Raw genomic sequence first — 23,853 nt, 5'->3', positions numbered from 1 at the left:
CAGGCACTACGGAGAACCCCCATGGGTGAAGCGGCAATATCGATTTCTTGTCCCTGCGACGCCCCTGCCGGTGGAATGCTCAACGTGGACGAAGCGCGTCAGCGCCTTTACGCCCTGTTGACGCCGGCCAGCGCGACGGAGAGCCTGCCTCTGGCTGAGGCCGCCGGGCGCATCGTTGCAAAACCGCTTCATGCGTCATGCCCGATGCCATTCTTCGACAATTCGGCGATGGATGGTTTCGCCGTCAGTCTTGCGGATTTCGAAAACGGACCGCCGCATGCGCTGCCGATCAGCGGCGCGGTTGCAGCGGGCGATCATGGGGCGCCAGCCCTCGCGCCGGGCGCCTGTATGCGCATCTTCACCGGCGCGCCCATTCCAGCCAATGCGGATGCAGTCGTGCCGTTTGAACAGACGTCGGAAGAGCAGGGCTGCGCCGCGTTCTTCAAAGCGCCGCGACCGGGCGCGCATATCAGGCGCGCTGGCTGCGATATCGCGCGCGATGACGTACTTGTCGCGCCCGGAACCCGGATGAGCGGGCGCTATGCCGGGCTTCTGGCAGCCAATGGGCATCTCTCGGTGACCGTCTATCGCCAGCCCCGCATCGGCGTTTTCTCGACCGGCGACGAGCTGGTCGCGGCCAGCCACGAAAGACGCGCCTTTGAACTGCACGATGCCAACCGCCCCATGCTCCTGATGATGCTGCAGGAGATGGGTTGCGCGCCGGTCGATCTCGGCATCCTCCCGGACGATCCCTTTGAAACGCGCCAGTTCCTGCATCGGCATGCCGGCGACTTCGATCTGCTCATCTCCTCCGGCGCGGTATCGGTCGGTGGCAGGGATTTTCTGAAAGGCGCGTTTTCGTCCGCCGGCGGCGTTATCGACAGCTGGAAAGTCGCCCTGAAACCCGGCAAGCCCGTCATGTTCGGTCGCATCGGCAAAACGGCGTTTCTCGGCCTTCCGGGAAACCCGATGGCGGCATGGATCGGCTTCCAGCTGTTCGGACGCATGGCGGTCGAGCGGCTATCGGGAAGAGCAACGCAGCCTGTCGAACCCGTGCGCGCCATCACCGAGGGCGTCATACGCCACAGGCTTGGACGGCGCGAATACGTGCCGGTGCGCGTCGTGTCGCACACCCATCGCGGACAGCCGCTTCTGGCGCGCATCGGCCATGGCGGGTCTGCGTCGCTTTATCCTCTGTGTTTTGCCGATGGAGTGGCCATTATCGAAGCCACAACCGGCGATGCCGAGGCGGGCGAGGAACTGGATTTCCTCCCCTTCGTGCAAGGAGTTTTGGAATGACGAACACCATCCCGGCCATAGCGGCGGTCCGCTTCAGCGGCGGCGATCCCATCGACGCGCTGCTCGCGGATGCCGCCGCGCGGTTGCAGTCGCAGAACATTGTCGTTGAAGGCTTTGTCCAGCTCGAACGCGACCTTTCCGAAAACTGCTGCGCGGCCATGCATCTGGAAGACATCCGCAATGGCGCGGTCTGGCTCATTTCACAGGAACTGGGGCAGGGGTCGTCCGGGTGCAGGCTCGATCCGCATGCGCTGGCCGATCTGTGCGGCCCGCTTCTTGAGCGTGTTCGTGAAAAGCCCGATCTTCTGATCCTCAACCGTTTCGGCAAGGGGGAAATGCTCGGCGGCGGTTTTCGCGCGGCAATCGAGGAAGCCTTCATGCTGGGCATTCCGGTGCTGGTGGCGGTTCGGGATGAATATGCGCAGGCCTGGCAGGACTTCACGGAAGGGTGCCACACGGAACTCCAGCCAGATCCGGCGCGCATCGACGCGTGGCTCGCAACCCATGTGGTGCGCAAGGATGCCCGCAATGCCGCATGAACCCGCACCGCCTCATGAGAATGAACGCGCCGGCCTCAGCATCGTGGCGCTGGTCATATCGGATCGCGCAAGCCGGGGCGACTATGAGGACCGCGGCGGCCCGGCCATCGCCGAATGGCTTCAAGAGAACATCGCTTCTGCCTTCCATCTCGAAATTCGCATCATCAGCGACGGGCGGGGCCCTGTCGGCGATGAACTGAAGAGGCTCTGCGATGAAGAGAATGCAGCGCTGATCCTGACCACGGGCGGCACCGGTCCCGCTCCGCGCGATGAAACGCCCGAAGCCATGCAGGATGTTCTTGAAAAGGAGCTGCCGGGTTTCGGCGAGCTGATGCGCCGGCGCAGTCTTGAGGAAGTACCGACCGCCATCCTCTCACGCCAGACCGCCGGAACACGCGGAAAGACGCTCATCGTCAATCTTCCGGGAAAGCCGGCAGCGATCCGCACATGCCTCGACGCCGTGTTTCCGGCCATTCCCTATTGCCTCGACCTGATCGGTTCGCCCGGTCTGGAAACGGCGGGCGAAACCGGCAAGGCATTCAGACCAAAGTGAAGCATGAACAATGGCTTATTCACATAAACATGAAGTTCTGAATAAAGCAAATCCTCTCACCGACCTCACAGCTCCAGCCCTCACAGTCATCCTTGCGCCGCTTCTCGGCCGGGTCGTCAAAAGCCTCTCGCGCAAGCACCCCGCAATCTTCGAGCGCCTCGGACCGCATACGAAGACAGGCTATATCATCGACCCGACAAACCTGCCTTTCGCTCTCTTCCTTCAGCCGGATCCCGAACGCCCCGTGCTGCGCGCCGTCGCCCGCCGGGCGCTGCCGGCGCATGAGGCGCTGATCCGGGGCAGCTTCGACACATTGTTCGAACTGATCGATGCAGACGCCGACGGCGACGCCGTCTTCTTCTCCCGCGACCTGATCATCGAAGGCAATACGGAGGCCGTGGTGAGCCTGCGCAACGCGCTCGACGATGTCGACGGATCGATTGCCGCTGATACGGCCGACCTGTTCGGCCCGCCAGGCAGGCTTGCGCTTGGCTTCCTGCGAAGCCGGGCTGACGCGCGTTCACAAAGGAGCTCGACATGACACTTGCAGAACTGGTGTGCCCGGCCGGTACACCGGCAGCCTTGCGCACGGCCGTGGATGCCGGCGCGGACACCGTCTATTGCGGCTTTCGCAATGCGACGAATGCGCGGAACTTTCCCGGTCTGAATTTCAGCACCGACGAACTCGCCACAGCCGTCGCCTATGCCCATTCGAAGGGTTCGAAAGTGCTTCTCGCGCTCAACACCTATCCGCCTGCGGGCCAGGTGGATCTGTGGCGCGAGGCGGCCGACACCGGCGCGCGCATCGGCGTTGACGCCTTCATCGTCGCGGATATGGGCGTTGCCCGGTACATCGCCACGAAATACCCGGAAATCCGCCTGCATCTCTCGGTGCAGGCCGCTGCTTCGAGCCCGGAGGCCATCCGCTATTACTGCGAGAATTTCGGTGTAAAGCGCGTCGTCCTTCCGCGCATTCTCACCATTCCGGAAATCCGGCGCATCGCCCAAGAAATCCCCTGCGAGATCGAGACCTTCATCTTCGGCAATCATGGGTTGATGGTGGAGGGGCGCTGCAGCCTGACCAATTACGTCACCGGGCTTTCCACCAATATGGATGGCGTGTGCTCGCCGGCGGCCGACGTGGAGTATCGCCGGGAGGGTGATGGCGCGGTCTCCAGCTGCCTCTCTGGCTACGTGATCGACCGTTTCGGGCCGGACGAGATGGCCGGCTATCCGACGATCTGCAAGGGGCGCTATCAGGCGCCGCATCGTCCCGAAGGCTATTACGCCTTTGAAGAACCCGTCAGCCTGAACCTCGCACGCCTCCTGCCCGAACTGATCGATGCCGGCGTCCACGCCTTCAAGATCGAGGGGCGGCAGCGCTCCAAGAGCTATGTGCGCAATGTCGTTTCCGCCTTCCGCAATGCGGTGGACGATATTCGCGCCGGCAGGGAGGCAAACATTGCGGGCCTCCTGCAACTCACCGAAGGCGGCCGGGAAACGCAGGGCGCATTCGAAACGAAGAAGTGGAGATAAGCCGATGCACGCCGCTCTGACGCTTGGGCCGATAGCCTACCACTGGCCCGCTGAACGCAAGCGCGATTTCTATGCGCGCATTGCCGACGAGGCCCCGCTCGAAACCGTTTATCTGGGGGAGGTGATCTGCTCGAAACGCGCGCCCTTCTTCGAGCGCGACATGCCGGACATCATCGAACGCCTAGAGAGAGCCGGGAAGACCGTGGTTCTGTCATCGCTTGCCGAAGTCATGCTGCCGCGCGAGCAGCAGGCCACGCGCGCACTCTGCGAAATGGAAGGCGCCGAGATCGAAATCAACAATGCGGCCGGCCTTCATGCACGGGCCGGCGCACCGCACCGCATCGGTCCGTTCCTCAACGCCTATAACGAAGCGACCATCGCCTGGCTGGCGCAGAACGGAGCGACGCATGTGTGCCTGCCACACGAACTGCCGCGCGCCTCACTCGCCCATGCCGCCAAGGCAGCAGGCGAAATCGCCATCGAGACCGAGTTTCAGGTGTTCGGCCGCGCGCCGCTTGCCGTTTCCGCACGCTGCTACCATGCCCGCGCCCATGGCCGTCACAAGGACAATTGCCAGTTCGTCTGCGAGGACGACCCGGACGGTATGCCGCTCCTGACCGCCGACGGGACGCCGTTCCTCAGGGTGAACGGAATCCAGACCCAGTCTGAAAGCTATATCTGTCTCGTTCGGGAGATGGCCGAGCTTGTCGCAATGGGCATCCGGCATCTGCGGCTCATGCCGCAATCGGTCGACATGGTTGCGGTGGCGGAGACTTTCCGGGCCTGTCTCGACGGAAAAATCGACAGCGAGGAAGCGCTTGCGCAGCTCTCGGAAACCTGCGCTCAAACGCGCTTCAGCAACGGCTTCTTCCACCGTGTCGCCGGGCACCGGATGGTTGCTGGCTTGACACCGGTTTCCTGATCTGGAGACTTCATTTTTTACAAACGAACTCTCAAGCAACACATTGTTTTTAAATTGTTATGCGCCTCACCATTGAGGCGCATAACTGCGCATTTCAGCCTTGACGGGCGAGGGCCGCGTCCACCGCCAGGCCCAGCCTGTCGACAATCAGATCAATGGTTTCGGCGTCGACATTGTAAGGTGGTGCGAGCAGCACGTGGTCGCCCGATACGCCATCAATGGTGCCCGCTCCCGGATAAACCATCAGGCCAGCGGCCATCGCTTCTTTCTTGATCGCCGCGCCGATGCGCCGTTCAGGCGAAAACGGCGTTTTGGCGTCGCGATGTTCGACCAGCTCGATGGCCTGCAGAAGCCCGCGCCCGCGCACATCGCCCACATGGGGATGGTTGCCGAAACGCGCCTGAAGCCGCTCGTGAAGCTGCGCGCCACGCGCACGCACATTGGCGAGCAGGTCGTCGTCGCGGATGATCTTCTGAACCGCAAGTGCCGCCGCGCAGGCGAGCGGATGAGCCGAATAGGTGTGCCCGTGCACGAAACCGCCGCTGCCATTGACGATGGTGTCATAGACATTGGCCGTGCACATCACCGCCGCGATGGGCTGATATCCTCCGCCCAGTCCCTTGGCGAGCGTCAGGATGTCGGGCGTTACATTTTCCTCTTCGCAGGCGAGGAACGTGCCCGTGCGCCCGGAGCCACACATCACTTCATCGAGGATGAGAAGCACGCCGTAGCGGTCGCAGATCTCGCGGACGCGGCGGAAATAACCGGCCTCGGCGGCCACTGCGCCAGCCGTTGCGCCCACCACGGTCTCCGCCAGGAACGCCACGACGTTTTCCGGCCCGAGCTCGAGGATCTTGTCTTCCAGAAGGTTCGCTGCACGCAGGGCATAGTCTTCCGCGCTTTCGCCTTCTTTCGCATAGCGATAGGCAAAGCAGGGCTCGATCTTCGGCTCTTCCAGAAGGAAGGGGCCATAGGGTTTGCGCCGTGGCGGGTTGCCGCCGACGGAAAGCGCGCCCAGCGTGTTGCCGTGATAGCTCTGGTGGCGGGAGATCACGAGCTTGCGCGATGCTTCCCCGCGCTCCAGGTGATATTGGCGCGCCATCTTGATGGCCGCTTCAACGGCCTCGGAACCGGAGCCGACCAGATAGACCTTGTCGAGCGGGACCGGGCTTGCCGCGCACAGATGGTCGGCAAGCGCCTCGGCAGCAGCCGAGGTGAAGAAGCTCGTATGCGCATAGCTGATTTCGCTCATCTGGCGCTGAACGGCCTCGAGAACGCGCACATCGCCATGGCCGATGCAGGAAACGGCCGCGCCGCCGCAGGCGTCGATATAGCGCTTGCCGGTCTCGTCGGTGATGTAGGCGCCAGCCCCTTTCACTGCCAGCGGCAGCGGGTTTTTCGGGGAGCGATGAAACACGTGGGTCATTGGGACGTCTCTGTTATCGCGCACGACGGTGCGCGTGGTAGGAACCGGATGTGTAAAGCTGTTCTTCGATGTGGCCGATCCGCTCCATGGCCGTGTCCTGCAGCTCGGTCAGCATGGCCGCTGCAAGCCCCTCGACAACGCCGACGGCGGAAATAACGGAGGGGAAGAAGGACGGGCTCTCTGCGGAGAACAGTAGGCAGGTGGAGGCGTGCGGTTGAAGCGGCGTGGCGCGGCTGTCGGCCAGGCTGATCAGGCTTGCACCCGACTTTGCGACAGCCTCGGCCACCATGTCGATTTCGCGCGCATAGGGCTGGAAGTTGATCGAGAGAACCGCATCGCGCTCGGTGAGCATGGAAAGGTCGGCCACCAGCGATGAGCCTTCGCTGCCGAGAAACTCCACGTTCGGGCGCAGCATCTTGCAAAGATAGGTGAAGGTGAGGCCCGGTCCCCGGCAGCTCATGAAGGCGGCCACATAGATGCGCTCGGCATGGGCAAGCGTGCGCGCCGCCGCCGTGATGTCCTCAAGCGCGTTGCTTTCGAGCGCAAAGGCGAGGCTCGCCTCCTGCGCGCGAAACGTTTCGGCCAGCAGCCCCGCGCCCTTGTCCTGCTGCACGGCCGCCACCGCCTTGTCGGCATAGCGGGCCGGCCCGGTGCGGAAACTGTTGGCGTAGACCGCCCGCAGTTCCGACCAGTCGGCAAAGCCCAGCGTGCGCGCCAGCCGCACCAGCGTCGCCGGCGCAATGCCGGCGCGTGTGGCGATCTCGCGCATGGAGAGAAGCACCACATCGTCGGGATGATCGATCAGATAGCGTGCGCCATCGGCCAGTCGACGCGGCAATGCGTCGATCTCGGCAATCATCCGCTGGCTCAGGGCTTCAAGGGTAGGGGCCTCGGTCATGGTGTCACCCGCTTATCAGGCTGGGCAACCACAGAACGGTCGCCGGGAAGGCTATGAGTATGGCCACCGTCACCACATCGGCAAGCAGGAACCAGCCCACGCCGCGGAAGACGTCGCTGATCGACACCCTGTCCGCCACGACATTCTTGATCACGAACACATTGAGCCCGACCGGCGGCGTGATGAGACCGATCTCCAGATATTTGGTGATCATCACACCCGCATAGATGAGGCTGATGTCCGCCGTCTCGAAGATCGGCAGCAGAACGGGCAGCGTCAAAAGCATCACGCCGATCGGGTCGAGGAACATGCCCAGAACCAGATAGATCAGCGAGACGGCGATGATGATGAGCAGCGGCGACATGTCCTCGCCGATCAGTCCCTGCACATAATCGGGGAAGCCGGCGAAGGCGAAGAGGCGGGTCAGCAGCGCTGCGGCCACGGCGATCAGGAAGATGGCCGAGGTGGAGCGGATGGTCTCGAACGCGGCGTCCTTCAGGGCTCGCCAGGAGAGCGTGCGCTTGGCGAAACCGATGGCAATGGCCGCCAGCGCGCCGATGGCGCCCGCTTCCGTTGCCGAGAAGAGACCGGCAAAGATGCCGCCGAAGACCGTTATGACAAGCAGGAAGAGCGGCCAGGTTTCGCCGAGCGCCAGAAAGCGCTCACGCCAGTCGACGCTTTTCTCGCGCGGCGCCAGAGACGGGTTGTACTTCACCCGCATCAGGATCATCAGACCGTACATGAGTGCGGTCAGCAGGCCCGGAATGACCGCGCCGATGAACAGTTCGCTGACCGGCACTTCGGCAAAGACGGCGTAAAGCAGCAGGATCGTGCTTGGCGGAATGAGCGAGCCCATGGTGCCGGCAGCCGCGATGGTGCCAACGGCGAGCTTTGCGTTATAGCCGCGGTCGAGCATGGCCGGGACGGCGATCTTGCCCATGGCCGCCGCACAGGCAACGGAGGAGCCGGTAACAGAGGAGAAGAGCGCTGCACCGCCAACCGACGAGATGGCAAGGCCGCCCGGCAGGAAGTTCAGCCAGGCTCGCGCCACACGGAACAGACCGTCAGTCAGGCCGGCGGAGAAGCAGACATAGCCCATGAACAGGAACATGGGGATGGCGCTCAGGCTCCAATGTGCGGCAAAGGCATGCGGGACCGAGCGAAGAACGCCCCAGGTGGCCCGCTCGCCAACCAGAATATACATGCCGACAATGGCGACGAGGCCAAGGGCTGCCGCAACGGGGACGCGCAGCGCCAGAAGGATCATGAGCGCGCCAAGCGCCCAGTAGACGAGTGTGATGCTATCCACGATAGGCCCCTAGATGTCGCTGGTTTCGGCTTTGGTCGAAGCGGCGCGGCCAACGGCGCGCACGGCCCGGACAAAGCAAAGAAGGGCCGTCAGGAAGCCCGCCACCGGCAGGAAGAAACGGGGCGGCCAGGTGATGACGGGGATCATGCCGATGATGAACTCGCCTTGCCGATAGGCGCGCATGGCCTGCTCGAAACCGGCATAGGCGATGAGCGCGAGAAACACGCCGAAACACACGAGGGCGATCGCATCAAGCACGGCCTGCGCACGGGGGCCGAGCCCCTGGTAGAACAGGTCGACGGCAATGTTTTCGTTGCGCCATTCCACATTGAGCAGAGGCAGGAAGATCAGCGCCGGCATCCACCAGTCCGAGACGATCTCGAGCGTTGAGGGCATGGGCTTGCCAAAGAGGTAACGCCCGCCAACATCAAGACAGATCTGGAACATCATGACGACGAGGCAAAGGCTTGCCGCAAGCGCGAGAAGACGCCCCAGCCTGCCCAGGAAGACATCGATTTGTTGCATGGAATATCCGGCGTGTCAGAGAGAAGGGGCGGCGCTCATGAAGCGCCGCCGCGACCGGCTCAAAGGCCGTATTCGTTTTCCGAAAGCTTGTCGAAGATCTCGGTCTTCATGCGCTCGGCAAACGCCTCGCCGGAAAGACCGGAAGCCGTGATCTCTTCCCATTTGGCAAGCGATGCCTGGTAGCTCTCGATCAGCGCTTGCGCATTCTCGACGCCGTAGACGTCCTGCGCCTTCTCGACGATGGAGGCGATGTCCTGGCTGTTGAAGGCGGCAATTTCCGTCTCCAGCGCTTCCGGCTTGTCGAGAACCTTCATGCCGTGGTCGGCGGCTTCTGCCTTGGCGTCTTCGTTCTGCGCCACATAGGCTTCGGTGGTCGCGACGATGGCGTCAGCCATCTCGTCGAGCAGAACGCGACGGTTTTCAGCGCTCAGCTCCATCCACGCGTCCTTGTTGAACGCAAGCAGCGGACCGGAATTGTAGACGCCGAAGCTGCCCAGCGTGATCGTGTCGGCCACATCCCAGAGCGAATGCGTCTTCAGCGAAGCGGCAGGCTGCATGGCGATGTCGATCACGCCCTTGTCCAGCGCCTCATACATTTCCGAGCTGGAGGTGTGCACGACGGTCGCGCCGGCCTCGCCGATCCAGCGATCCCATGCGCCACCGGGCGAACGGATGCGCTTGCCAGCCACGTCGCCGGTCTGGGTCACGTCTTCCTTGCTGATCAGCGCATAGGGCGCCGTCGCGTAGCTGCCGGTGTAAACGACGTTCTGCTTGGAAAATTCGTCAACGCAGGGCGCGCAGTTGAGTAGCGTGAACTCGGTCACGGCAGCGGCAACGGCCAGTGAATCGCCGCTCAGCATGGCGAGCTCCGCAACGAGCTGGCTGGTCGGCAGCTGGGCCGGGTTGTAGGTCAGCGCCAGAACGGATGCATCGGCAACACCATCGCCAAGACCGGTCAGCGTTTCCTTGCCGCCCAGCAGCGCGCCGCCGGAAACGAGGTTGAAGGTCACATCACCGCCGGAGGCCTTGGCCACGGCCGGGAAGTAGGTTTCATAGCCGGCGAAGATCGTCGGGTGCGACGGCGCGACCCAGGAGCTGACGGTGAGTTCGATGGCAGCGGCGCTGACGGAGCTTGCGGCAAGGCCGAGCAGGGCGGCAGTAATTGTCTTCTTCATGTTTCCCTCTGTTCTTTCAGGTTGAAGCGCTCCCGAGGCACATTTCGGAAGGGCAGTTGTGAAACGTCAGCCATGGCTGGCCCCAGCGTTTCGCAGGACTGGATGACGTCAAACCGGCTGCCGAAAGCAGCGCGGAAATGGTTTTTCGCCTTGGCGAGAAGCACGGGCACCGTGTCGATATCGATGCCGTGAAGGCGGAAATAGGCCGTGTCGTTGGGCGACTGGCAGCCCGTGGTGACGATGACCCGCAGACCGTTCACACCAATCAGTGCGGTGGGGCCGAGGTCCACCGGCATGCCGCGTTCCATCGCGTCTTCATTGCGAAAACGGCCATCGGTCACGCAGAGCACCTTGGCCATGCAACGCAGCGGTTCGCCGAACCGGTCGTCAAGCCGTCCGCCCAGCGAGACTTCGAGCATCGCGCCGGCCCCCGCTTCGTGGGATTTCGTCACCAGATCGGGATCGCAGAAAAACGCGAAGACGCTGCCTTCCGGCAGATCGGCTTCCAGAGCCGCTGCAAACAGACCCGGCGTATCGCCAATGCCGCCGGAAAGCGGATTGTCAGAAGGTTCCAGAAACGCGACGCGCGCGCCGCTCGCCCACGGACAGGCCGCGAGCGCCTCATGCGCCGATGGCAGATCCGGCTGAAAGCGGGCCTGCTGCGACAGCATGAAGGCCGCAACCTCGTCCGCCAGTGCGGAGCCTTCGGCTTCGTCGAGACAGGTTACCAGAACGCCGGCATCCGCGACGGGCACATCCGCATAGGCAAAGCTTGCATAGGGGTAGGCTGCGGGGAAGGGCGCGGCGGCAGCATCCGGCGCAAGGATCTGCGCCTTCGCCTCGATGTCACGCATCGGGCCCGGCCCGTCGGTGCGCATGTTGAAGCTTGGCAGAATGCGCCCGATCCGGCGCAGGATCACGCGGGGCTTCAGCCCGCCTTCCACCATGCAGGCAAGCATGTCGAGCGCGGCCTGCGCGGTCTCTGCCATGTCCACATGCGGGTAGGTGCGATAGATGGTTGCCGCGTTCAGCATCCCGGCCAGTTCGGGTGCGATGCAGGCATGCATGTCGAAGGAGGCCGCAATCGGCAGATCGGGAAAGCGCTGGCGCAGGGCTTTGACAAGCGTCAGCTCCGGATCGAGATCCGTGGTTCCGATGCATGCGCCGTGAAGCGAGAGGTAGAGCCCGTCGATACCGTCCAGCGATGCGTCTTCGACGATTTCCTGCGTCAACCGGTCAAGCAGCGCCTGATCGACCGGGCCGGCCGGGGCTGCTGAAGCACAACGGGAGAAGACCAGCTCGACGTTTTCGCGCTGCTCGGCCCAGGCGAGCGCACCGCCCGGTTCCGTGGCTGTGCCCCGGTAGAGTTCGCGAGCTTCTTCGCCGCACACCCATTCGCGGGCCTGAAACTGCTCCAGACGGGTTTCGCAGACTGAGAATGAGTTTGCCTCGTGCCAGAGCCGGGCGACGCCTATGCGCATGTCGTTTCCAATGGAAATATGAAACAAATGTTCTTTTAATAAGAAAATAGCGCATTTGTTTTGTCAAGCTTAGCCGGCGTGTTTCCGGTTCGCCTGTGGACCACAGCGCAAATGCCTGCAATTGCTGGGTTTTCTGCATAATCGCCACGTGAAGGTCGGGTGTGTCACCGACATTTTTTGACCCCGCGTGTGGTGATCCACTTTTCGCCGATTCTCGTAGTGTTTTGTGACAAAAGCGCAGGAGAACGAGTGAAAATGAGCGAAATTTCCGCAAACCGTCTCGTCTGGATCACCGGCGCCAGTTCCGGCATCGGACGCGCGCTTGCCCTGCGACTGGCCAAATCGGGCTGGCGCGTGGCGGCAAGCGCGCGCAGTGAAGAGGCGCTCCTCAATCTCGCAAAAGAAGTCCCGGAGAGCATTCACCCGTATCCGCTCGACGTGACAGAGATGGATGAAACACGCGCCGTGTTTGAGGCCATCGAAGAAGCGCTCGGGCCGGTGGACATGGCCGTTCTGGGGGCGGGCACCTATACGCGGGATGATGCGTTCGGTTTCAGCGCGGAAACCGCCGCCAGAATGATATCGGTCAATCTGCAAGGGGCGTGCAATGCGCTCGACCCGGTGCTTCAGGCAATGATGCGGCGGGGCCGGGGGCAGATCGCCATCATGGCCTCGGTCGCCGGTTATACCGGCCTTCCGGGCGGCGCGACCTATGGCGCGACCAAGGCCGCGCTGAACAATCTGTGTGAAGCGATGAAGCCCGAAGCCGAGCGCCGGAATGTTTCGCTCAGCATCATCAATCCCGGTTTCGTCGACACGCCGCTGACGGCGCGCAACGATTTTCCAATGCCGTTCATGATTTCGGCCGACGAGGCCGCAGAACACATTGAACGCGGGCTTACTGACCGCCGCTACGAGATCATCTTTCCATGGAAGATGAAGCTCGCGGTGAAGCTCCTTCACGCACTTCCGGCAGGCCTCAGGTTTGCGATCACGAGAAAGCTGGTGCGCGCGCAGGAAACTGCGTAAGGCGCACCGCGCGCCTCACGGTTTCACAAGCTCGAACTGGACCACATCGATGCGGCCGGTGCGGAAGCCAGTCCGGCAATAAGCGAGATAATAGAGCCACATGCGATAGAAGCGCTCATCGAAGCCGAGCGCTTCTATCTTCTCCCAGGACGCGCGGAAGCGTGTCTCCCATTCGGCAAGCGTGGTGGCGTAATCGGGACCGAAGCGCAGTTCGTCAACCACCGCCATGCCGGCGGTTCCGGCCGCGTTTATGAAGGCCGCAGGCGAGGGGAGCATGCCGCCAGGAAAGATGTATTTCTGGATGAAATCCGCATTGCGGCGGTAATGGTCGAAGCGGGTTTCATCAATCGTGATGACCTGCAGAAGCGCACGGCCGTCTTCGGCCAGCAGATCACGCACGCGGGCGAAATAAAGCGGCCAGTTTTCCTCGCCCACCGCCTCGAACATCTCGATGGACACGATTTTTGTGAACCGGCCCTGACAGTCGCGGTAGTCCTGCAATCGAATGTCGGCCTTCTCCGACAACCCGGCATCAGACAGCCGGGCGCGTGCATAATCCGCCTGTTCGGTGGAAAGCGTCAGTCCGGTCACATGGCAGCCGGTCTTGCGGATCGCATGTTCGGCAAAGCCGCCCCAGCCGCAGCCGATTTCCAGAACACGGTCATCCGGCCCGATCCCGAGCCGCTCCAGAATGCGGTCATATTTCGCGATCTGCGCCTGTTCCAGATCCGTCTGTCCGTCCTCGTAAAGGGCCGAGGAATAGGTCATCGTGTCATCGAGCCAGAGCCGATAGAACGCGTTGCCCAGATCATAGTGATAGGCGATGTTGCGCCGGCTGCCGCTGCGTGAATTGCGCCGCAGACGATGCCGGATGAAATCCAGCCGGGAGACGAGCTTCGACGTGTCGAGCACATTCTGCCAGCGGTTTTCATTGGCAAGCGCCAGCTCCATGATCGCATCAAGATCGGGCGTGTCTACGTGCCCGTCGAGATAGGCCTTTGCAAAACCCGTGCTGCCGCCGGAAAGGATCTGCATGAAACCGCGACCGGTGTTGAAACGCAGGGCGGCAGCCGGACCCGGTTTTTCTCCGGCAGCGGTGTAGGTCTGGCCATCGGGAAAGCGCAGGGTGATCCGGCCAATGGTGATCGCATCAGCCCAGCGGCACACGATGCGCTGCCAGAGCGCGCCGTCGATCTGGGTGGAGAGGCCGGAAACGTTCTCAATGTGGCTCATGCTGTTTCACCTTGGGATTGGGGGCGACCAGTGTTTTGGCGACGGGGGTGTCGGCGGGCCGATGGCGGTGAAATGGAACGCCCTTCAGCCAGAGGCGAAGCGCCTCGAAATGAATGGCTCCGGTGACCTTCAGGGTCATCAGCGGATGGCTGAAGAAGAGGCGGATGAGCGCCCCGTCGGTCAGCGTCTGGCGCTTGCCGGAAAAGGAAGCGAAAAGCACCTTCTTGCGCGCCTCGCTCTCGCTGATCGAGACCATGACTTCATCACCCGGCGGAGCGATGCGGAAATCATAGCGGCAATCCATCGAGAGGAATGGCGAGACATAAAGCGCCTTGTCGCAGGAATGTCGGATGCTGGGCCTGCCCGTATCGGAGGCCGGGATCACATAGGTGTGGCGCTCGTTGAACGTGTTGCAGACCTCGTAGAGAACGAGCTGCACCGCGCCTCTTTCGTCGCGGCAGAAATAGACGGTGAGGGGATTGAACACATAGCCGAGAATGCGCGGATAACAAAGAACGCTGACCCGCATGGAAGCGGGATCGAACCCGGCCTCGGCGATGCGCGCATCCACCCAGCGGCGCAGGCCGCCCGCAACACCATCTCCATGGTCGCTGTCGCGGAACGAAAAGAGAGCAGGGCGGTTGTAGCCGAAAAACCGGAGCGCCTTCGACAGGCGCGGCAGTTCGTCCAGATCGAGATCCAGTGCGAACACGCGGTAGCGCAGCCGATGCACGCGCGGCCGGTGGCGCACATGGACCACCTCACCCCGGTATATGGCGGAGTTCCAGCTCATTCGGCTGCCACAAGCGCCTCGTCCCGCCTTGCGGCGGCGGCGTCCGCCCTGCCACTTTTCCACGGCGCGGCGATGCCGGCCAGAAGCTCGGCAGCGCCAAGACCGGCGCGGATGCCGTCTTCGTGGAAGCCGCTGCCGAAATAGGCACCGCAGAACCATGTGTTGCGGTTTCCCTGCAACTGCCAGAGTTGCTTCTGCGCCGAAAGAGCCGCGTGGTTGAAGAGCGGGTGCGTGTAGTCGAACGCCTGTATCACGTCTTCGTCCGGAATATCCTGCGAAGGATTGAGCGTGACGAAAAGCGGATGAGCGGGGTCGATGTTCTGGAGCCGGTTCATCCAGTAAGTGACGCAAAGCTGACGGTTGCCGGCCTTCCTGTCGCGCTCGATATAGTTCCAGCTCGACCAGACGCTTTGCCGTTTCGGCATGAGATCCGTGTTCTTGTGCAGGACGGCCGTGTTCGGCGTGTAGGAGAAGGCGCTCAGGAGCCGGTGCTCCGTCTCGCTCGCATCCTCCAGAAACTTGAGTGCCTGATCGGCATGCGTTGCGATTACGACATCGTCAAACCGTTCTTTATGACCCGACGTGTCTGTGACCTCCACGCCATGCTTGAGCCGTCGAACGTTTGCAACCGGCGTGGAAAGCCGCAACTCGCCGTCAAAATCGTCAAGGAGCCGGCGCACATAGGTGCGGCTGCCGCCCGCCACTGTGCGCCAGCGCGGGCGATCCGACAGCGAGAGAAGCCCGTGCCGTTCGAAGAAGCTGATGAAGGCATGCAGTGGGTATTCACGCATCTCCTCAGACGTTGTCGACCAGATGGCTGCGCCCATGGGCAGGAGATGATCGTTGATGAAGCCTTCGCTGTAGCCGGAAAGCCTGAGATAGGAGCCGAGGGTTTCATCGGCATGTTTGCGTTCGATCAGGAGGGAAGGGGCCTCGCGGTAGAACCGAAGAACATCGGCCAGCATCCGCCAGAAACGCGGGCGCACCACATTTGCCTTCTGTCCCAGAAGACCGCGCAGACCAGAACCGGAATATTCAAAACGTCCACCATCCAGAGACGCGGCGAACGACATGTCGGACGGTAGTGTCGGAACGCTTAAGTGATCAAAGAGTGAGACGAGTTCGGGATAATTCCGGTCATTGTAAACGATGAACCCCGTATCGACCGCTATCGGACCGGTCTCGGAAGGAACATCCACCGTGTTGGCGTGCCCGCCCGGGCGGGCATCTGCCTCGTAAAGCGTGACCCGGCGCGACCGCGAAAGGAGCCAGGCGGCCGACAGGCCCGAAATACCACTTCCGATGACAGCAACATGGCCTTTGCTGGCTGGGCGAACTTGGTTGAGCACCGGATTTTTCCTTTTGACGTCTCTTTGAACTCAGATACGCAAGCAAAGCGCGACTGGATTTGCCGGCATGACATTTTTTTTGTTTGCTGTGATCCGGAGCGCGCTAGATCGCGTAGTGGCGGGCATGAACCTTGAAATCGGCCCGACAAAGCCTGTGCGACAGGCGCTTTTAATGTTCTCCGGCTCTGCGACGCGGAAGCGCCGCCGCGCCGTGAATCGGGGCGAGATGACCAAGACGACGGATACCGAGCCCAGGGCAGAGATGGCTGATCTCATCGCCAGGATCGGCAGCGATGGCGATATGGAGGCCTTTGAACAGGTTTTCCGCGCCTTCGGGCCGCGGGTGCGCGCATATATGATGCGTCTCGTGCGGGACCCGCAGGCAGCCGAGGAGCTGATGCAGGAAACCATGATGACGGTGTGGCGAAAAGCAGCGCAGTTCGACGCCGACAAAGGCAACGCGGCCACCTGGATTTTCACCATCGCGCGCAATCTGCGCATCGATAGCTACCGTCGCTCCAAGAGGCCGGATTTCGACCCGAACGATCCGGCTTTCGTGCCTGACGCAGACCCGACGGCCGATCAGACAATGGAAGCCCGTGATGACGAGCGGCGTCTCCATGCGGCACTTGAAGAGCTGCCGCCCGAGCAACGCAGGCTGCTCGATCTCGCATTTTTCGACGAGGCTTCCCACAGCGAGATCGCCAAGCGCCTCGACCTGCCACTGGGAACCGTGAAATCACGCATTCGTCTGGCGTTCAATCGACTGCGAGCGACGCTGGGAGACAGATCATGAGCATCCAGCACCATATCAGCGAAGAGCTTCTTCTCGATTATGCAACCGGCCAGCTTTCGGAAGGCTGGCGCATTGCTGTCGCCACGCATCTGGCGCTGTGTCCTGCATGCCGCCGGCGTCTGGCCGTGATGGAAATGACGGGCGGCGCGCTCATTGCCGAGCCAGTGGATGAAGAGGCAACGCAGGAAGCGGCCAGCGACGAAAGCGCGTCCTGGGAAAGCCTCAGAAAGCGGCTTGCCGCCGACAGGGCGCATACGCCGGACGCTGAACGGCCCGTGAAGGCGAAGGCTTCTTCGCAAGCCGGGCAGACGGTTCTGCCAGAACCATTACGCTCTTATGTGGGCGGTGACGTGGATACGGTGAAATGGCGGCCGCTCGGTCGCGGTGCGTATCATCTGCCCATCGAGACCGATGACGGTACGGCGCGCGTGCGACTTCTGCGCATTCCGGCTGGCAAGCCGGTGCCTGAACACGGCCACAGGGGCAGGGAGCTGACCCTCGTTCTTTCCGGCAGTTTTCACGACGGAGACGATCTCTTTGCGCGTGGCGACTTCGAGGAAGCAGACGAGACGCTGCAGCACCAGCCCATCGCCACCGAAGGCGAAGACTGCATCTGCCTGGCCGTGACGGACGCGCCATTGAAATTCCGCAGCTGGCTGGTGCGCGCCGTGCAGCCGATTATCGGAATCTGACAATCGATGGACAAACGGAGAAAGAGATCGAATGAGCTATCTCGTGGCCTATGTCGCAACAGCGCTTGTGTTCTTCGGGCTGGATTACATCTGGCTGTCACGCGTCGCCACGGGCTTCTACCGCGAGCGCATGGGACATCTCTTGCTGGACCAGCCCAATCTCGTCGCTGCCGGACTGTTCTATTGCGTCTATGTGGCGGGTATCGTCTATTTCGCCGTCGCGCCATCGCTGAACAATGGCAGCGCCGCCAGCGCGCTTTTCGCCGGCGCCATTCTGGGGCTCATCGCTTACGGCACCTATGACATGACGAACCTTGCGACCGTGAAGAACTGGTCGATTGCGGTGACCTTCGTCGACATTGCCTGGGGCACGGTTCTGACCGGCGTTTCGGCCTGGGCCGGCTATCTGGCGACCGCACGCATCATTGGTTCTGCTGGCTGATCGACACACAATAGTTCCATAATCTATCTTATGCGATCTTTGTGTGTGGTTGGGTGGGTTCAAGTTTGAAGTGCGACTTTGCAGCGATATCAATCGGTTATCGTATGCAAGGAAACACTATGAAGCGCACCTACTCCCAACTCGATTTGGATGACCGCAGCGAGATCGCCCGCTGGCGGATGGTCGGCATTTGCGTTGACCACATTGCTGCGAAACACCGCTGGTCGCCGCAACAGATCGCTGGCAGGATGCGGTCGGAACGTCATCCGCTCTCGGTCAGTCACGAGACGTTCTACAAGTTCGCCTACTCGGCCGATGGCCACGCGATCAAGCTGTGGCGGCATCTGCCGGAGCGCCGCGCCCGGCGCTGGCCACGGCATGCGGGACGGCGGCACGGACGCCGCTTCAGCCCGGAACTGAACATTCTCCACCGTCCCGATCTGGTGGCGGCACGCAGGCAGTTTGGGCACTGGGAGTGTGATCTGATCCAGTTCCGCGAGACGTTCGGCAAGGCCAATGTCACGTCACTGGTCGAACGGGTCAGCCGCTTTGCGGTGCTCCTGCGCAACAACGACCGGCAATCCCGGCCGATCATCGACGGGCTGATCCAAGTGCTGCAGTCCCTGCCCCATCGCGCCCGCCGCTCCATCACCTTAGACCGAGGCACCGAGTTCACCGATTGGACATACCTGCAGGCGGGCATCGGAACGCAGATCTGGTTCTGCGATCCGCAACAACCGTGGCAGAAAGGCACCGTGGAGAACACCAACGGCAGGGCCCGAAAATGGCTTTCGAGAGAGGTCAATCCGCTGTCGATCACCGATCGCGACCTGTAGGACATCTGCGATCGCCTCAATGCGACACCGCGTAAATGCCTCAGCCCCCCTCCCTGCTGAAGTCTTCCGGCAGAAGCTACTGGTATAGATGCGCTGTGCCGAATAGCCTGATCCAGCTCGCAAGTCGCCCTTCGACATGAACTCACACAGCAACACCGGCCAACGCGTCTACTAGCGTCAAAAATATAACGAACAAGGTCGGAGCGAGCACTTTTCGTCCGTACTGTGCGAATATCTCGCGCACGACGATCAGCGCGGTCTAACTGATGCGACATGCCGGTGAAATATTTCGAGCCTCAATAGCGAAAATAACAACGGTAGATCGTTATTGATACCAGCTGAACAACAATATTCTAGACTGTTCTTCAGGCCCGTTCGGTCTACGTTCATGGATTTGGCGACCCTACCGTCAACGATGTAGTCGTGCAGTTCATCGCGATTGTTCGTGAGGAATTCAAACACGAAATTTGACGACGATCGCTTCGACCTTCGCCACGCAATCTCGGATCCGCTGCGTTGAAAGAGCGACTGCCGCAGGATGATTCGATCGAATTTGCTGTCGTAAAGATCGGCGACATCTTTTCTAAAGACACCTCCAACGACTGCCTGTGAGACCATGGGAGTGACATAGAGAAGTGGGCTCTGGCGTGCATTGGAACAGCTATAGGCTGCTCGAAGGATGCCCCGAAGGTGCGCTCGCTTGGCAGGGGTGTTCATATGATCGCGGCTCCATGGATGCTCGTCGCGGCGCTCTACCGCGGAGCGAGATGCAAACCAGTCCGGAGGGCGATAGCCGTCCTCAATCGGTGTGACACCAAGCAGCTTCCGAGCCGCCGCCCAAGCATCCGGCGCAAAACTGCGCCCCTTAAGGGTGCTGTATTTCAGGCATCCCGAGAGCGCGGCATGTACTCCGCCGCGCCGGTAGGCATCGATAGTGACGTTCGTCGACGGGTTCTGGCCAAACACGTCATCACCGCCGAAACCCGTTACACATGTGCTGATCCCAAGATTCGCGGCCCTATCCTCCAAATGCGCTTCTTCGTTCAGGAAGAAGAATATCGGGTTGACCTCGAAGGGCGACTGGATACTCGCGTCGAGCTTCCTTGCTCTGTTGGGAGCGTAGGACGTGAGCGGTGGCTTCTCGATCACCTGCAGATCGAACCCCCACCCGGAGGCGATGCGTTGAGCAGTCGGTAGTTCTGTGGCTGTTCGATCTTCGTGGTTCAGAACGTGGATTAGCACGGGCGACATCCCGGCTTCCTTGCAAGCATAGAGGATGGAGCTTGAGTCCAGCCCGCCTGAGAACATCAGGATTGGCTGTGGTCCACTCGAATGCCTCGATCCCGTCAGATGCTCAGCGATGGCGTCAAGTGGATTGTCTTTTTCGGGGAGAGGGATCGCCTGGACCTCAACCTTGCCGTCCACGCTGATGCTTGTCCGCGTTCCGAGCGGCACGTGGTGGATGCCGGAAAATATCGTCTCCGTACCGAACGCATCCTCGCCCAATACCCCGTCCGTACAATATTGGACGTTCAACGTCGGCTCTGCCGTGAACTCACGAGATAGAGAGCGGATAACACCGATGTTGTCCGATATGATCATACCGGCTGCGCTTGCACTCCAGAAGATGTCACTCTCTTTGACGAGGCTCGACCAGATGTGAACGGCATCCCGCAGAATCACAATGACCGTGTAGGCGCCGATCAGGCGGCCCAGGTCTTCGTTCAGACGCTCAACATCCCGCACGGCGAGAGCCTGTTCGAGGTCGCCGGAAAGACGGCTTTCGCAACGCACCATCGCAGCAGGCCAAGTCACCGAAGGGCGCAGATCGTCGTTGGGCGACGTGAAGCGATAACCGGACGGATGCAGCCGGAATTGAACCTGGGGAGCTTGGCGCTGAAGGTGTTCGACAAGAACATCTATATTTGTCGAAACGAGCATCAGGCGACCATTATTGTTGCGACTTTTTCGCGAAGTGCGGGATCGTCGTTCACGACCTCTCCATAACACTCTACCCAAGCGTGGGAGACGAAGGGACGTGTACGGACGCCGATGCAGAGGTTCGCCGGGAAGCCTTTCGAGCGAAGGTGCCTGACCAGCGTGTACGAATAGGTGAGGCACTGATTGCCGCTTAGGTCGAAGTGATATACACTGTTAAGTAGCGCCATATCTGCGGTCCAATCCCACTTGGAGTCCGTTTTGTGGTCCATATGGGAAGTCGGCTTGCTCCGAAGGGCGGACCGGATTGTCTCGAAGGTCGCTGAGCGGATAAACCACATCGAGCGTGCCAAGCGCATAGCCATACGCAGTCGGTCGCCTGCCTTAACCGAAGAGGACGTCAAAGGCATCATCCACCGGGCCTCGAACCCCTCGTGGGGGATGCAGTTCGACAGCTCGAGTGGACTGTCGCTCGCTGGGACTAGAACACCCAGATCGTAAAGCCCCTGCGCTAGGTCCCCCCGTTCGCCTTGAAGCTCGGCGTTCAAGCCGTCCAGATCAACGTTGTTGACGAAGGAAAATCTGTTGGCGCGGGTGTCGAGAATGACAAGATCGTCTCGGTACATCGTGACACAGAAGCCTTCAGCCACACGATATGCCATCCGGATTCTCCGAAAGTTTTGTATCAATACTTCTTCGATAAAAAAGGGGGCGCCAAGCGCCCCCTCCTCCGGCATTAGCCGTAAAACGTGACCGGCGGCTGCCGCTGGAACGTCTCAGCAATCGGGCCGGCGCCGCCATGGGTCTGCTGCGTCGCGCTCGCATTGAGCGTGACGAGCTTGTGAGAGCCGACCATGGATACCTTCAGAGTTGGGGCGGTGTTCGCCTTCGTCATGGTAGTTCCTTTCTGTCGTTTCAGTTCACAAACAAGAAGGAGTGCTATGCGGGTATGTTAAAAATTGCCCACTGGCGAGAAGATAAAAACGTGAAATTTAATATTTTTAAAAATAAAATGCTACAAAACTTATCATATTAAAAAATCACGCAAATAAATATATACTCAATTGCCTGTCAATTTTCAATTCTATAAAATGAAAAATATACGAATTTCTCCATAGGAATATAGTAACAAACAATAATATAATTGCTTTTTATTGATTATTTTACGAATAATATGAAATTACCTAGCCAGGAGGGGTTTAATGACGCATGGGAGGGGAAGTCTAACAATTGAAGATATTTTGCGGATCAATTCTTTCAGCACCTTCTACGGAAAGCAGTTCGACGTAAGCGATCGGCTCGGAATGGTCGCCATCTCAGTGCGAAAACCACTGGAAAGCGCGTCTGTATTTTCTGTCCCGTTTCTGGACGGAAACGAAAGAGGCGTGATGCGGCGCATCAATATCAGGGATCAGACGGAACTACAGTTCAATCTGGATGATGGGGTAGGCGCATTCTCCCCTCGCTGGTCGCTCAACTGCGAACAACTTGCTTTTTGCATAACAAACGGGGAATGGGTGCGTTTGGCCGTCGGCGATCCCAATACCGGCGACGTCAGGACCGTTTCCGATCGCGAGATATGGCTTCGTCCAGGCATGTCACCGGTCGCGTGGCTGGATCAACAGACGATCATTTGCGAGCTTCTGGAGCCTGGAACAAAGTCGGTCGGGGTTGTTTCTGAAACAGCCAGCGCCAGAGCAGTTTTGTCGGACTGGCCCGACGCATGGAAGGGGGCGCGTGCGACCGCGGGGTTGGTTCGCACCCTGCAAGGCGACCGTGGGTTTCCTGTGGGCACATTAGCTACGGTCGATGTCCGATCCGGCGAGGTACGAGAGCATCTAGATATCACCACTGCCCCAGCGGGCGTAGCGGCCTTCGGGTGCCGCGAGCGGGAGATACCCTTCGAACCCGAAAGGTCGCTGGAAGACGATGCACAGACCGGCGAACTGATAGCCGATGGCGTTTATGGCGAAAGTCGAATTCTATGCCGTTCCGGCGAAAACGGAACGTTCGTAATCCTCAATACTGGGGGCGGCGGCGATGTGGTGGTCTACCGCGCGGACGAATTCCTGATCAACCGTGGCCCGTTCTCGAATGAGATCGTCGAGTTCGGGGGAAATGGAAGCGCGAAAGACCGCTACATTCTCATTGAGCAGTGTAATGGTAACGGGCGCAAGCCGGTCGTTCTTAGTATCTATCCTGGATATCTCGTCAGGGAGGATCGAACACGGTTCCGTAACATCAACAACATTTCCAGCTTAAACCCCTACCTTCTCGCTTCGATGGGATTCGCGATTGTCCGGCCCGAGGTCGATCTGTCCGAAGTTCCTGCGGGCGGTGTTGCATCACAAATTGAAGTCGCGGTTTCGCGCTGCGTGGAAAATCTGGTCGAACATCGAAATATAGATGGGTCGAACGTCCATGTTCTAGGTCACAGCTTGGGAGGATGGGCTGCGCTCCTGATGGCAACTAGAACCAACCTATTCCGCAGTGTGATTGCCTGTTCCGCACCAACGAACCTCATATCGCTCCACGGAGAAATAGACGTTCGGTCGCGGTACGGAGACGACTTCACATACATGTCGAGTCTGTACGAAAGCGTCTTCAAGCTTTCCGGTCCGCCTTGGCGCCAGCTGGATACATATGTGGAGCACAGCCCCCTATTCGGGGTCGACGCCATGAATATCCCCGCGCTCCTCGTACATGGTGACCTAGACTACGTGCCGATATCGCAGGCCGAAGAGTTCATGAGTGCGATGGAATATTCCGGTAAGGATGCGCGGTTGCTGCGCCTGGCGGGCGAAGGCCATGTCCTTGCGAACCCGCATAATATGCGCGCGTTTGTGGCTTGCGTAGGCGACTGGCTGTCAGAGCATCACAGCTGATAGATAAAGAGTTGCAGATGCCCGGAACGCAGGGGTACAAAGAGAACGCAAAAGCACTCGCGGACCAATACGAAATGATCACGTTGGCGGAGGCTCACAGGGATGCGCTCCATCTCTTTCCCCAGCCTCTCGCGCCAGACTGTCTCGTCGATGCTCAGCAACGCATGCTACTCGCGGCCTGGTTCGGCTCGGGAGCC

General features: G+C 60.6%; 23 protein-coding genes and 1 pseudogene. 12 read left to right on the top strand and 12 right to left on the bottom strand.

From position 1 onward, the window contains the following. Positions 1-21: 21 nt before the first annotated feature. The 6 genes from AC4PTT_RS10640 to ubiV are packed head-to-tail and all read left to right on the top strand — an operon-like array spanning position 22 to position 4,849. Complete coding sequence (locus AC4PTT_RS10640; protein WP_492161120.1) at positions 22-1,299, top strand: molybdopterin molybdotransferase MoeA; 1,278 nt, start codon at positions 22-24, stop codon at positions 1,297-1,299. Continuing rightward, entirely contained in the window at positions 1,296-1,838 is a 543-nt protein-coding gene (locus AC4PTT_RS10635; protein WP_206545300.1) for a DUF2478 domain-containing protein, read from the top strand. The genes AC4PTT_RS10640 and AC4PTT_RS10635 overlap by 4 nt, the downstream gene beginning before the upstream one ends. After that, positions 1,828-2,391 (top strand): molybdopterin adenylyltransferase, encoded by a 564-nt coding sequence (mog, locus tag AC4PTT_RS10630; protein ID WP_317561303.1) that lies wholly within the window; start codon positions 1,828-1,830, stop codon positions 2,389-2,391. Before AC4PTT_RS10635 ends, mog begins: the two co-directional genes overlap by 11 nt. Positions 2,392-2,401: 10 nt before the next feature. Then, positions 2,402-2,932 carry a ubiquinone anaerobic biosynthesis accessory factor UbiT gene (gene ubiT, locus AC4PTT_RS10625; RefSeq protein ID WP_206995938.1) on the top strand — a complete coding sequence of 177 codons (531 nt, stop codon included), beginning with the start codon at positions 2,402-2,404 and terminating at the stop codon, positions 2,930-2,932. Continuing rightward, positions 2,929-3,927, top strand: coding sequence for a ubiquinone anaerobic biosynthesis protein UbiU (gene ubiU / locus AC4PTT_RS10620; protein WP_317561305.1), 999 nt, complete (start codon positions 2,929-2,931; stop codon positions 3,925-3,927). Before ubiT ends, ubiU begins: the two co-directional genes overlap by 4 nt. A gap of 4 nt (positions 3,928-3,931) precedes the next feature. Beyond that, positions 3,932-4,849 (top strand): ubiquinone anaerobic biosynthesis protein UbiV, encoded by a 918-nt coding sequence (gene ubiV / locus AC4PTT_RS10615; protein WP_492161119.1) that lies wholly within the window; start codon positions 3,932-3,934, stop codon positions 4,847-4,849. A 94-nt stretch (positions 4,850-4,943) separates the two neighbouring features. Here the strand turns inward: ubiV and AC4PTT_RS10610 are convergent, their stop codons facing one another. Genes AC4PTT_RS10610 through AC4PTT_RS10585 form a run of 6 tightly spaced genes read right to left on the bottom strand, consistent with a single transcriptional unit; the run spans position 4,944 to position 11,663 of the window. Then, on the bottom strand, positions 4,944-6,275 hold the full coding sequence (locus tag AC4PTT_RS10610) for an aspartate aminotransferase family protein (protein WP_492161118.1): 1,332 nt from the start codon (positions 6,273-6,275) through the stop codon (positions 4,944-4,946). A 13-nt stretch (positions 6,276-6,288) separates the two neighbouring features. After that, positions 6,289-7,173 carry a MurR/RpiR family transcriptional regulator gene (locus AC4PTT_RS10605; protein ID WP_492161117.1) on the bottom strand — a complete coding sequence of 295 codons (885 nt, stop codon included), beginning with the start codon at positions 7,171-7,173 and terminating at the stop codon, positions 6,289-6,291. A 4-nt stretch (positions 7,174-7,177) separates the two neighbouring features. Next, on the bottom strand, positions 7,178-8,482 hold the full coding sequence (locus AC4PTT_RS10600; RefSeq protein WP_492161116.1) for a TRAP transporter large permease: 1,305 nt from the start codon (positions 8,480-8,482) through the stop codon (positions 7,178-7,180). Positions 8,483-8,491: 9 nt separating this feature from the next. Next, positions 8,492-9,007 carry a TRAP transporter small permease subunit gene (locus tag AC4PTT_RS10595; RefSeq protein ID WP_113155211.1) on the bottom strand — a complete coding sequence of 172 codons (516 nt, stop codon included), beginning with the start codon at positions 9,005-9,007 and terminating at the stop codon, positions 8,492-8,494. Between the two features lie 59 nt (positions 9,008-9,066). Next, positions 9,067-10,182, bottom strand: coding sequence for a C4-dicarboxylate TRAP transporter substrate-binding protein (locus tag AC4PTT_RS10590; RefSeq protein WP_206552553.1), 1,116 nt, complete (start codon positions 10,180-10,182; stop codon positions 9,067-9,069). Beyond that, positions 10,179-11,663, bottom strand: coding sequence for a M81 family metallopeptidase (locus AC4PTT_RS10585; protein ID WP_492161115.1), 1,485 nt, complete (start codon positions 11,661-11,663; stop codon positions 10,179-10,181). The genes AC4PTT_RS10590 and AC4PTT_RS10585 overlap by 4 nt, the downstream gene beginning before the upstream one ends. Positions 11,664-11,918: 255 nt before the next feature. Here AC4PTT_RS10585 and AC4PTT_RS10580 point away from each other — a divergent pair, with 255 nt between their 5' ends. Continuing rightward, complete coding sequence (locus AC4PTT_RS10580) at positions 11,919-12,692, top strand: SDR family NAD(P)-dependent oxidoreductase (protein ID WP_492161114.1); 774 nt, start codon at positions 11,919-11,921, stop codon at positions 12,690-12,692. Positions 12,693-12,707: 15 nt separating this feature from the next. On the opposite strand, the gene AC4PTT_RS10575 is transcribed toward AC4PTT_RS10580, so the two are convergent. From AC4PTT_RS10575 to AC4PTT_RS10565, 3 genes are read right to left on the bottom strand one after another with little or no spacing between them, the layout of a single operon-like run. After that, on the bottom strand, positions 12,708-13,925 hold the full coding sequence (locus tag AC4PTT_RS10575; protein WP_206545288.1) for an SAM-dependent methyltransferase: 1,218 nt from the start codon (positions 13,923-13,925) through the stop codon (positions 12,708-12,710). Then, positions 13,912-14,718 carry a DUF1365 domain-containing protein gene (locus AC4PTT_RS10570; RefSeq protein ID WP_492161113.1) on the bottom strand — a complete coding sequence of 269 codons (807 nt, stop codon included), beginning with the start codon at positions 14,716-14,718 and terminating at the stop codon, positions 13,912-13,914. Before AC4PTT_RS10570 ends, AC4PTT_RS10575 begins: the two co-directional genes overlap by 14 nt. After that, a complete protein-coding gene (locus AC4PTT_RS10565; protein WP_492161112.1) occupies positions 14,715-16,067 on the bottom strand; it encodes an NAD(P)/FAD-dependent oxidoreductase in 1,353 nt (450 codons plus the stop codon). Before AC4PTT_RS10565 ends, AC4PTT_RS10570 begins: the two co-directional genes overlap by 4 nt. Before the next feature lie 226 nt (positions 16,068-16,293). Here AC4PTT_RS10565 and AC4PTT_RS10560 point away from each other — a divergent pair, with 226 nt between their 5' ends. From AC4PTT_RS10560 to AC4PTT_RS10545, 4 genes and pseudogenes are all read left to right on the top strand, one after another. Beyond that, positions 16,294-16,863 carry a sigma-70 family RNA polymerase sigma factor gene (locus AC4PTT_RS10560; protein WP_244974849.1) on the top strand — a complete coding sequence of 190 codons (570 nt, stop codon included), beginning with the start codon at positions 16,294-16,296 and terminating at the stop codon, positions 16,861-16,863. Further along, on the top strand, positions 16,860-17,555 hold the full coding sequence (locus AC4PTT_RS10555) for a ChrR family anti-sigma-E factor (protein WP_492161111.1): 696 nt from the start codon (positions 16,860-16,862) through the stop codon (positions 17,553-17,555). The genes AC4PTT_RS10560 and AC4PTT_RS10555 overlap by 4 nt, the downstream gene beginning before the upstream one ends. A gap of 31 nt (positions 17,556-17,586) precedes the next feature. Further along, positions 17,587-17,997, top strand: a complete 411-nt coding sequence (locus tag AC4PTT_RS10550; RefSeq protein WP_113155219.1) for a DUF2177 family protein — start codon at positions 17,587-17,589, stop codon at positions 17,995-17,997. Between the two features lie 179 nt (positions 17,998-18,176). Next, a pseudogene (locus tag AC4PTT_RS10545) lies at positions 18,177-18,921 on the top strand (IS30 family transposase). 161 nt (positions 18,922-19,082) lie between these two features. On the opposite strand, the gene AC4PTT_RS10540 reads toward AC4PTT_RS10545, so the two are convergent. The 3 genes from AC4PTT_RS10540 to AC4PTT_RS10530 form a co-directional block, all read right to left on the bottom strand. Further along, entirely contained in the window at positions 19,083-20,774 is a 1,692-nt protein-coding gene (locus AC4PTT_RS10540) for an asparagine synthase-related protein (protein WP_492161110.1), read from the bottom strand. Continuing rightward, the gene (locus tag AC4PTT_RS10535; protein ID WP_492161109.1) at positions 20,774-21,433 is read right to left on the bottom strand and encodes a lasso peptide biosynthesis B2 protein; all 660 of its coding nucleotides are present in this window, start codon (positions 21,431-21,433) and stop codon (positions 20,774-20,776) included. The genes AC4PTT_RS10540 and AC4PTT_RS10535 overlap by 1 nt, the downstream gene beginning before the upstream one ends. Before the next feature lie 74 nt (positions 21,434-21,507). Further along, on the bottom strand, positions 21,508-21,666 hold the full coding sequence (locus tag AC4PTT_RS10530; RefSeq protein WP_297559471.1) for an acinetodin/klebsidin/J25 family lasso peptide: 159 nt from the start codon (positions 21,664-21,666) through the stop codon (positions 21,508-21,510). Between the two features lie 307 nt (positions 21,667-21,973). Here AC4PTT_RS10530 and AC4PTT_RS10525 point away from each other — a divergent pair, with 307 nt between their 5' ends. Continuing rightward, positions 21,974-23,656: an alpha/beta hydrolase family protein gene (locus AC4PTT_RS10525; RefSeq protein WP_492161108.1), complete on the top strand. Its 1,683-nt coding sequence runs from the start codon at positions 21,974-21,976 to the stop codon at positions 23,654-23,656. Positions 23,657-23,853 lie beyond the last annotated feature (197 nt).

The organism is Nitratireductor sp. WH36-1 (assembly GCF_058725515.1).
Note: the sequence above shows the minus strand (reverse complement) of the source record. Positions and strands in the feature narration are given on the sequence as shown.

What these genes read in the sequence shown, in the direction of transcription:
- mog (WP_317561303.1), top strand. Translation starts at nt 1,828, where the DNA reads ATGCCGCATGAACCCGCACCGCCTCATGAGAATGAACGCGCCGGCCTC.
- AC4PTT_RS10525 (WP_492161108.1), top strand. Translation starts at nt 21,974, where the DNA reads ATGACGCATGGGAGGGGAAGTCTAACAATTGAAGATATTTTGCGGATC.
- AC4PTT_RS10610 (WP_492161118.1), bottom strand. Translation starts at nt 6,275, where the DNA reads ATGACCCACGTGTTTCATCGCTCCCCGAAAAACCCGCTGCCGCTGGCA.
- AC4PTT_RS10530 (WP_297559471.1), bottom strand. Translation starts at nt 21,666, where the DNA reads ATGACGAAGGCGAACACCGCCCCAACTCTGAAGGTATCCATGGTCGGC.
- AC4PTT_RS10570 (WP_492161113.1), bottom strand. Translation starts at nt 14,718, where the DNA reads ATGAGCTGGAACTCCGCCATATACCGGGGTGAGGTGGTCCATGTGCGC.
- AC4PTT_RS10560 (WP_244974849.1), top strand. Translation starts at nt 16,294, where the DNA reads ATGACCAAGACGACGGATACCGAGCCCAGGGCAGAGATGGCTGATCTC.
- ubiV (WP_492161119.1), top strand. Translation starts at nt 3,932, where the DNA reads ATGCACGCCGCTCTGACGCTTGGGCCGATAGCCTACCACTGGCCCGCT.
- AC4PTT_RS10585 (WP_492161115.1), bottom strand. Translation starts at nt 11,663, where the DNA reads ATGCGCATAGGCGTCGCCCGGCTCTGGCACGAGGCAAACTCATTCTCA.
- AC4PTT_RS10580 (WP_492161114.1), top strand. Translation starts at nt 11,919, where the DNA reads ATGAGCGAAATTTCCGCAAACCGTCTCGTCTGGATCACCGGCGCCAGT.
- AC4PTT_RS10635 (WP_206545300.1), top strand. Translation starts at nt 1,296, where the DNA reads ATGACGAACACCATCCCGGCCATAGCGGCGGTCCGCTTCAGCGGCGGC.
- AC4PTT_RS10575 (WP_206545288.1), bottom strand. Translation starts at nt 13,925, where the DNA reads ATGAGCCACATTGAGAACGTTTCCGGCCTCTCCACCCAGATCGACGGC.
- AC4PTT_RS10605 (WP_492161117.1), bottom strand. Translation starts at nt 7,173, where the DNA reads ATGACCGAGGCCCCTACCCTTGAAGCCCTGAGCCAGCGGATGATTGCC.
- AC4PTT_RS10640 (WP_492161120.1), top strand. Translation starts at nt 22, where the DNA reads ATGGGTGAAGCGGCAATATCGATTTCTTGTCCCTGCGACGCCCCTGCC.
- ubiT (WP_206995938.1), top strand. Translation starts at nt 2,402, where the DNA reads ATGGCTTATTCACATAAACATGAAGTTCTGAATAAAGCAAATCCTCTC.
- AC4PTT_RS10535 (WP_492161109.1), bottom strand. Translation starts at nt 21,433, where the DNA reads ATGGCATATCGTGTGGCTGAAGGCTTCTGTGTCACGATGTACCGAGAC.
- AC4PTT_RS10595 (WP_113155211.1), bottom strand. Translation starts at nt 9,007, where the DNA reads ATGCAACAAATCGATGTCTTCCTGGGCAGGCTGGGGCGTCTTCTCGCG.
- AC4PTT_RS10550 (WP_113155219.1), top strand. Translation starts at nt 17,587, where the DNA reads ATGAGCTATCTCGTGGCCTATGTCGCAACAGCGCTTGTGTTCTTCGGG.
- AC4PTT_RS10590 (WP_206552553.1), bottom strand. Translation starts at nt 10,182, where the DNA reads ATGAAGAAGACAATTACTGCCGCCCTGCTCGGCCTTGCCGCAAGCTCC.
- AC4PTT_RS10555 (WP_492161111.1), top strand. Translation starts at nt 16,860, where the DNA reads ATGAGCATCCAGCACCATATCAGCGAAGAGCTTCTTCTCGATTATGCA.
- ubiU (WP_317561305.1), top strand. Translation starts at nt 2,929, where the DNA reads ATGACACTTGCAGAACTGGTGTGCCCGGCCGGTACACCGGCAGCCTTG.
- AC4PTT_RS10540 (WP_492161110.1), bottom strand. Translation starts at nt 20,774, where the DNA reads ATGCTCGTTTCGACAAATATAGATGTTCTTGTCGAACACCTTCAGCGC.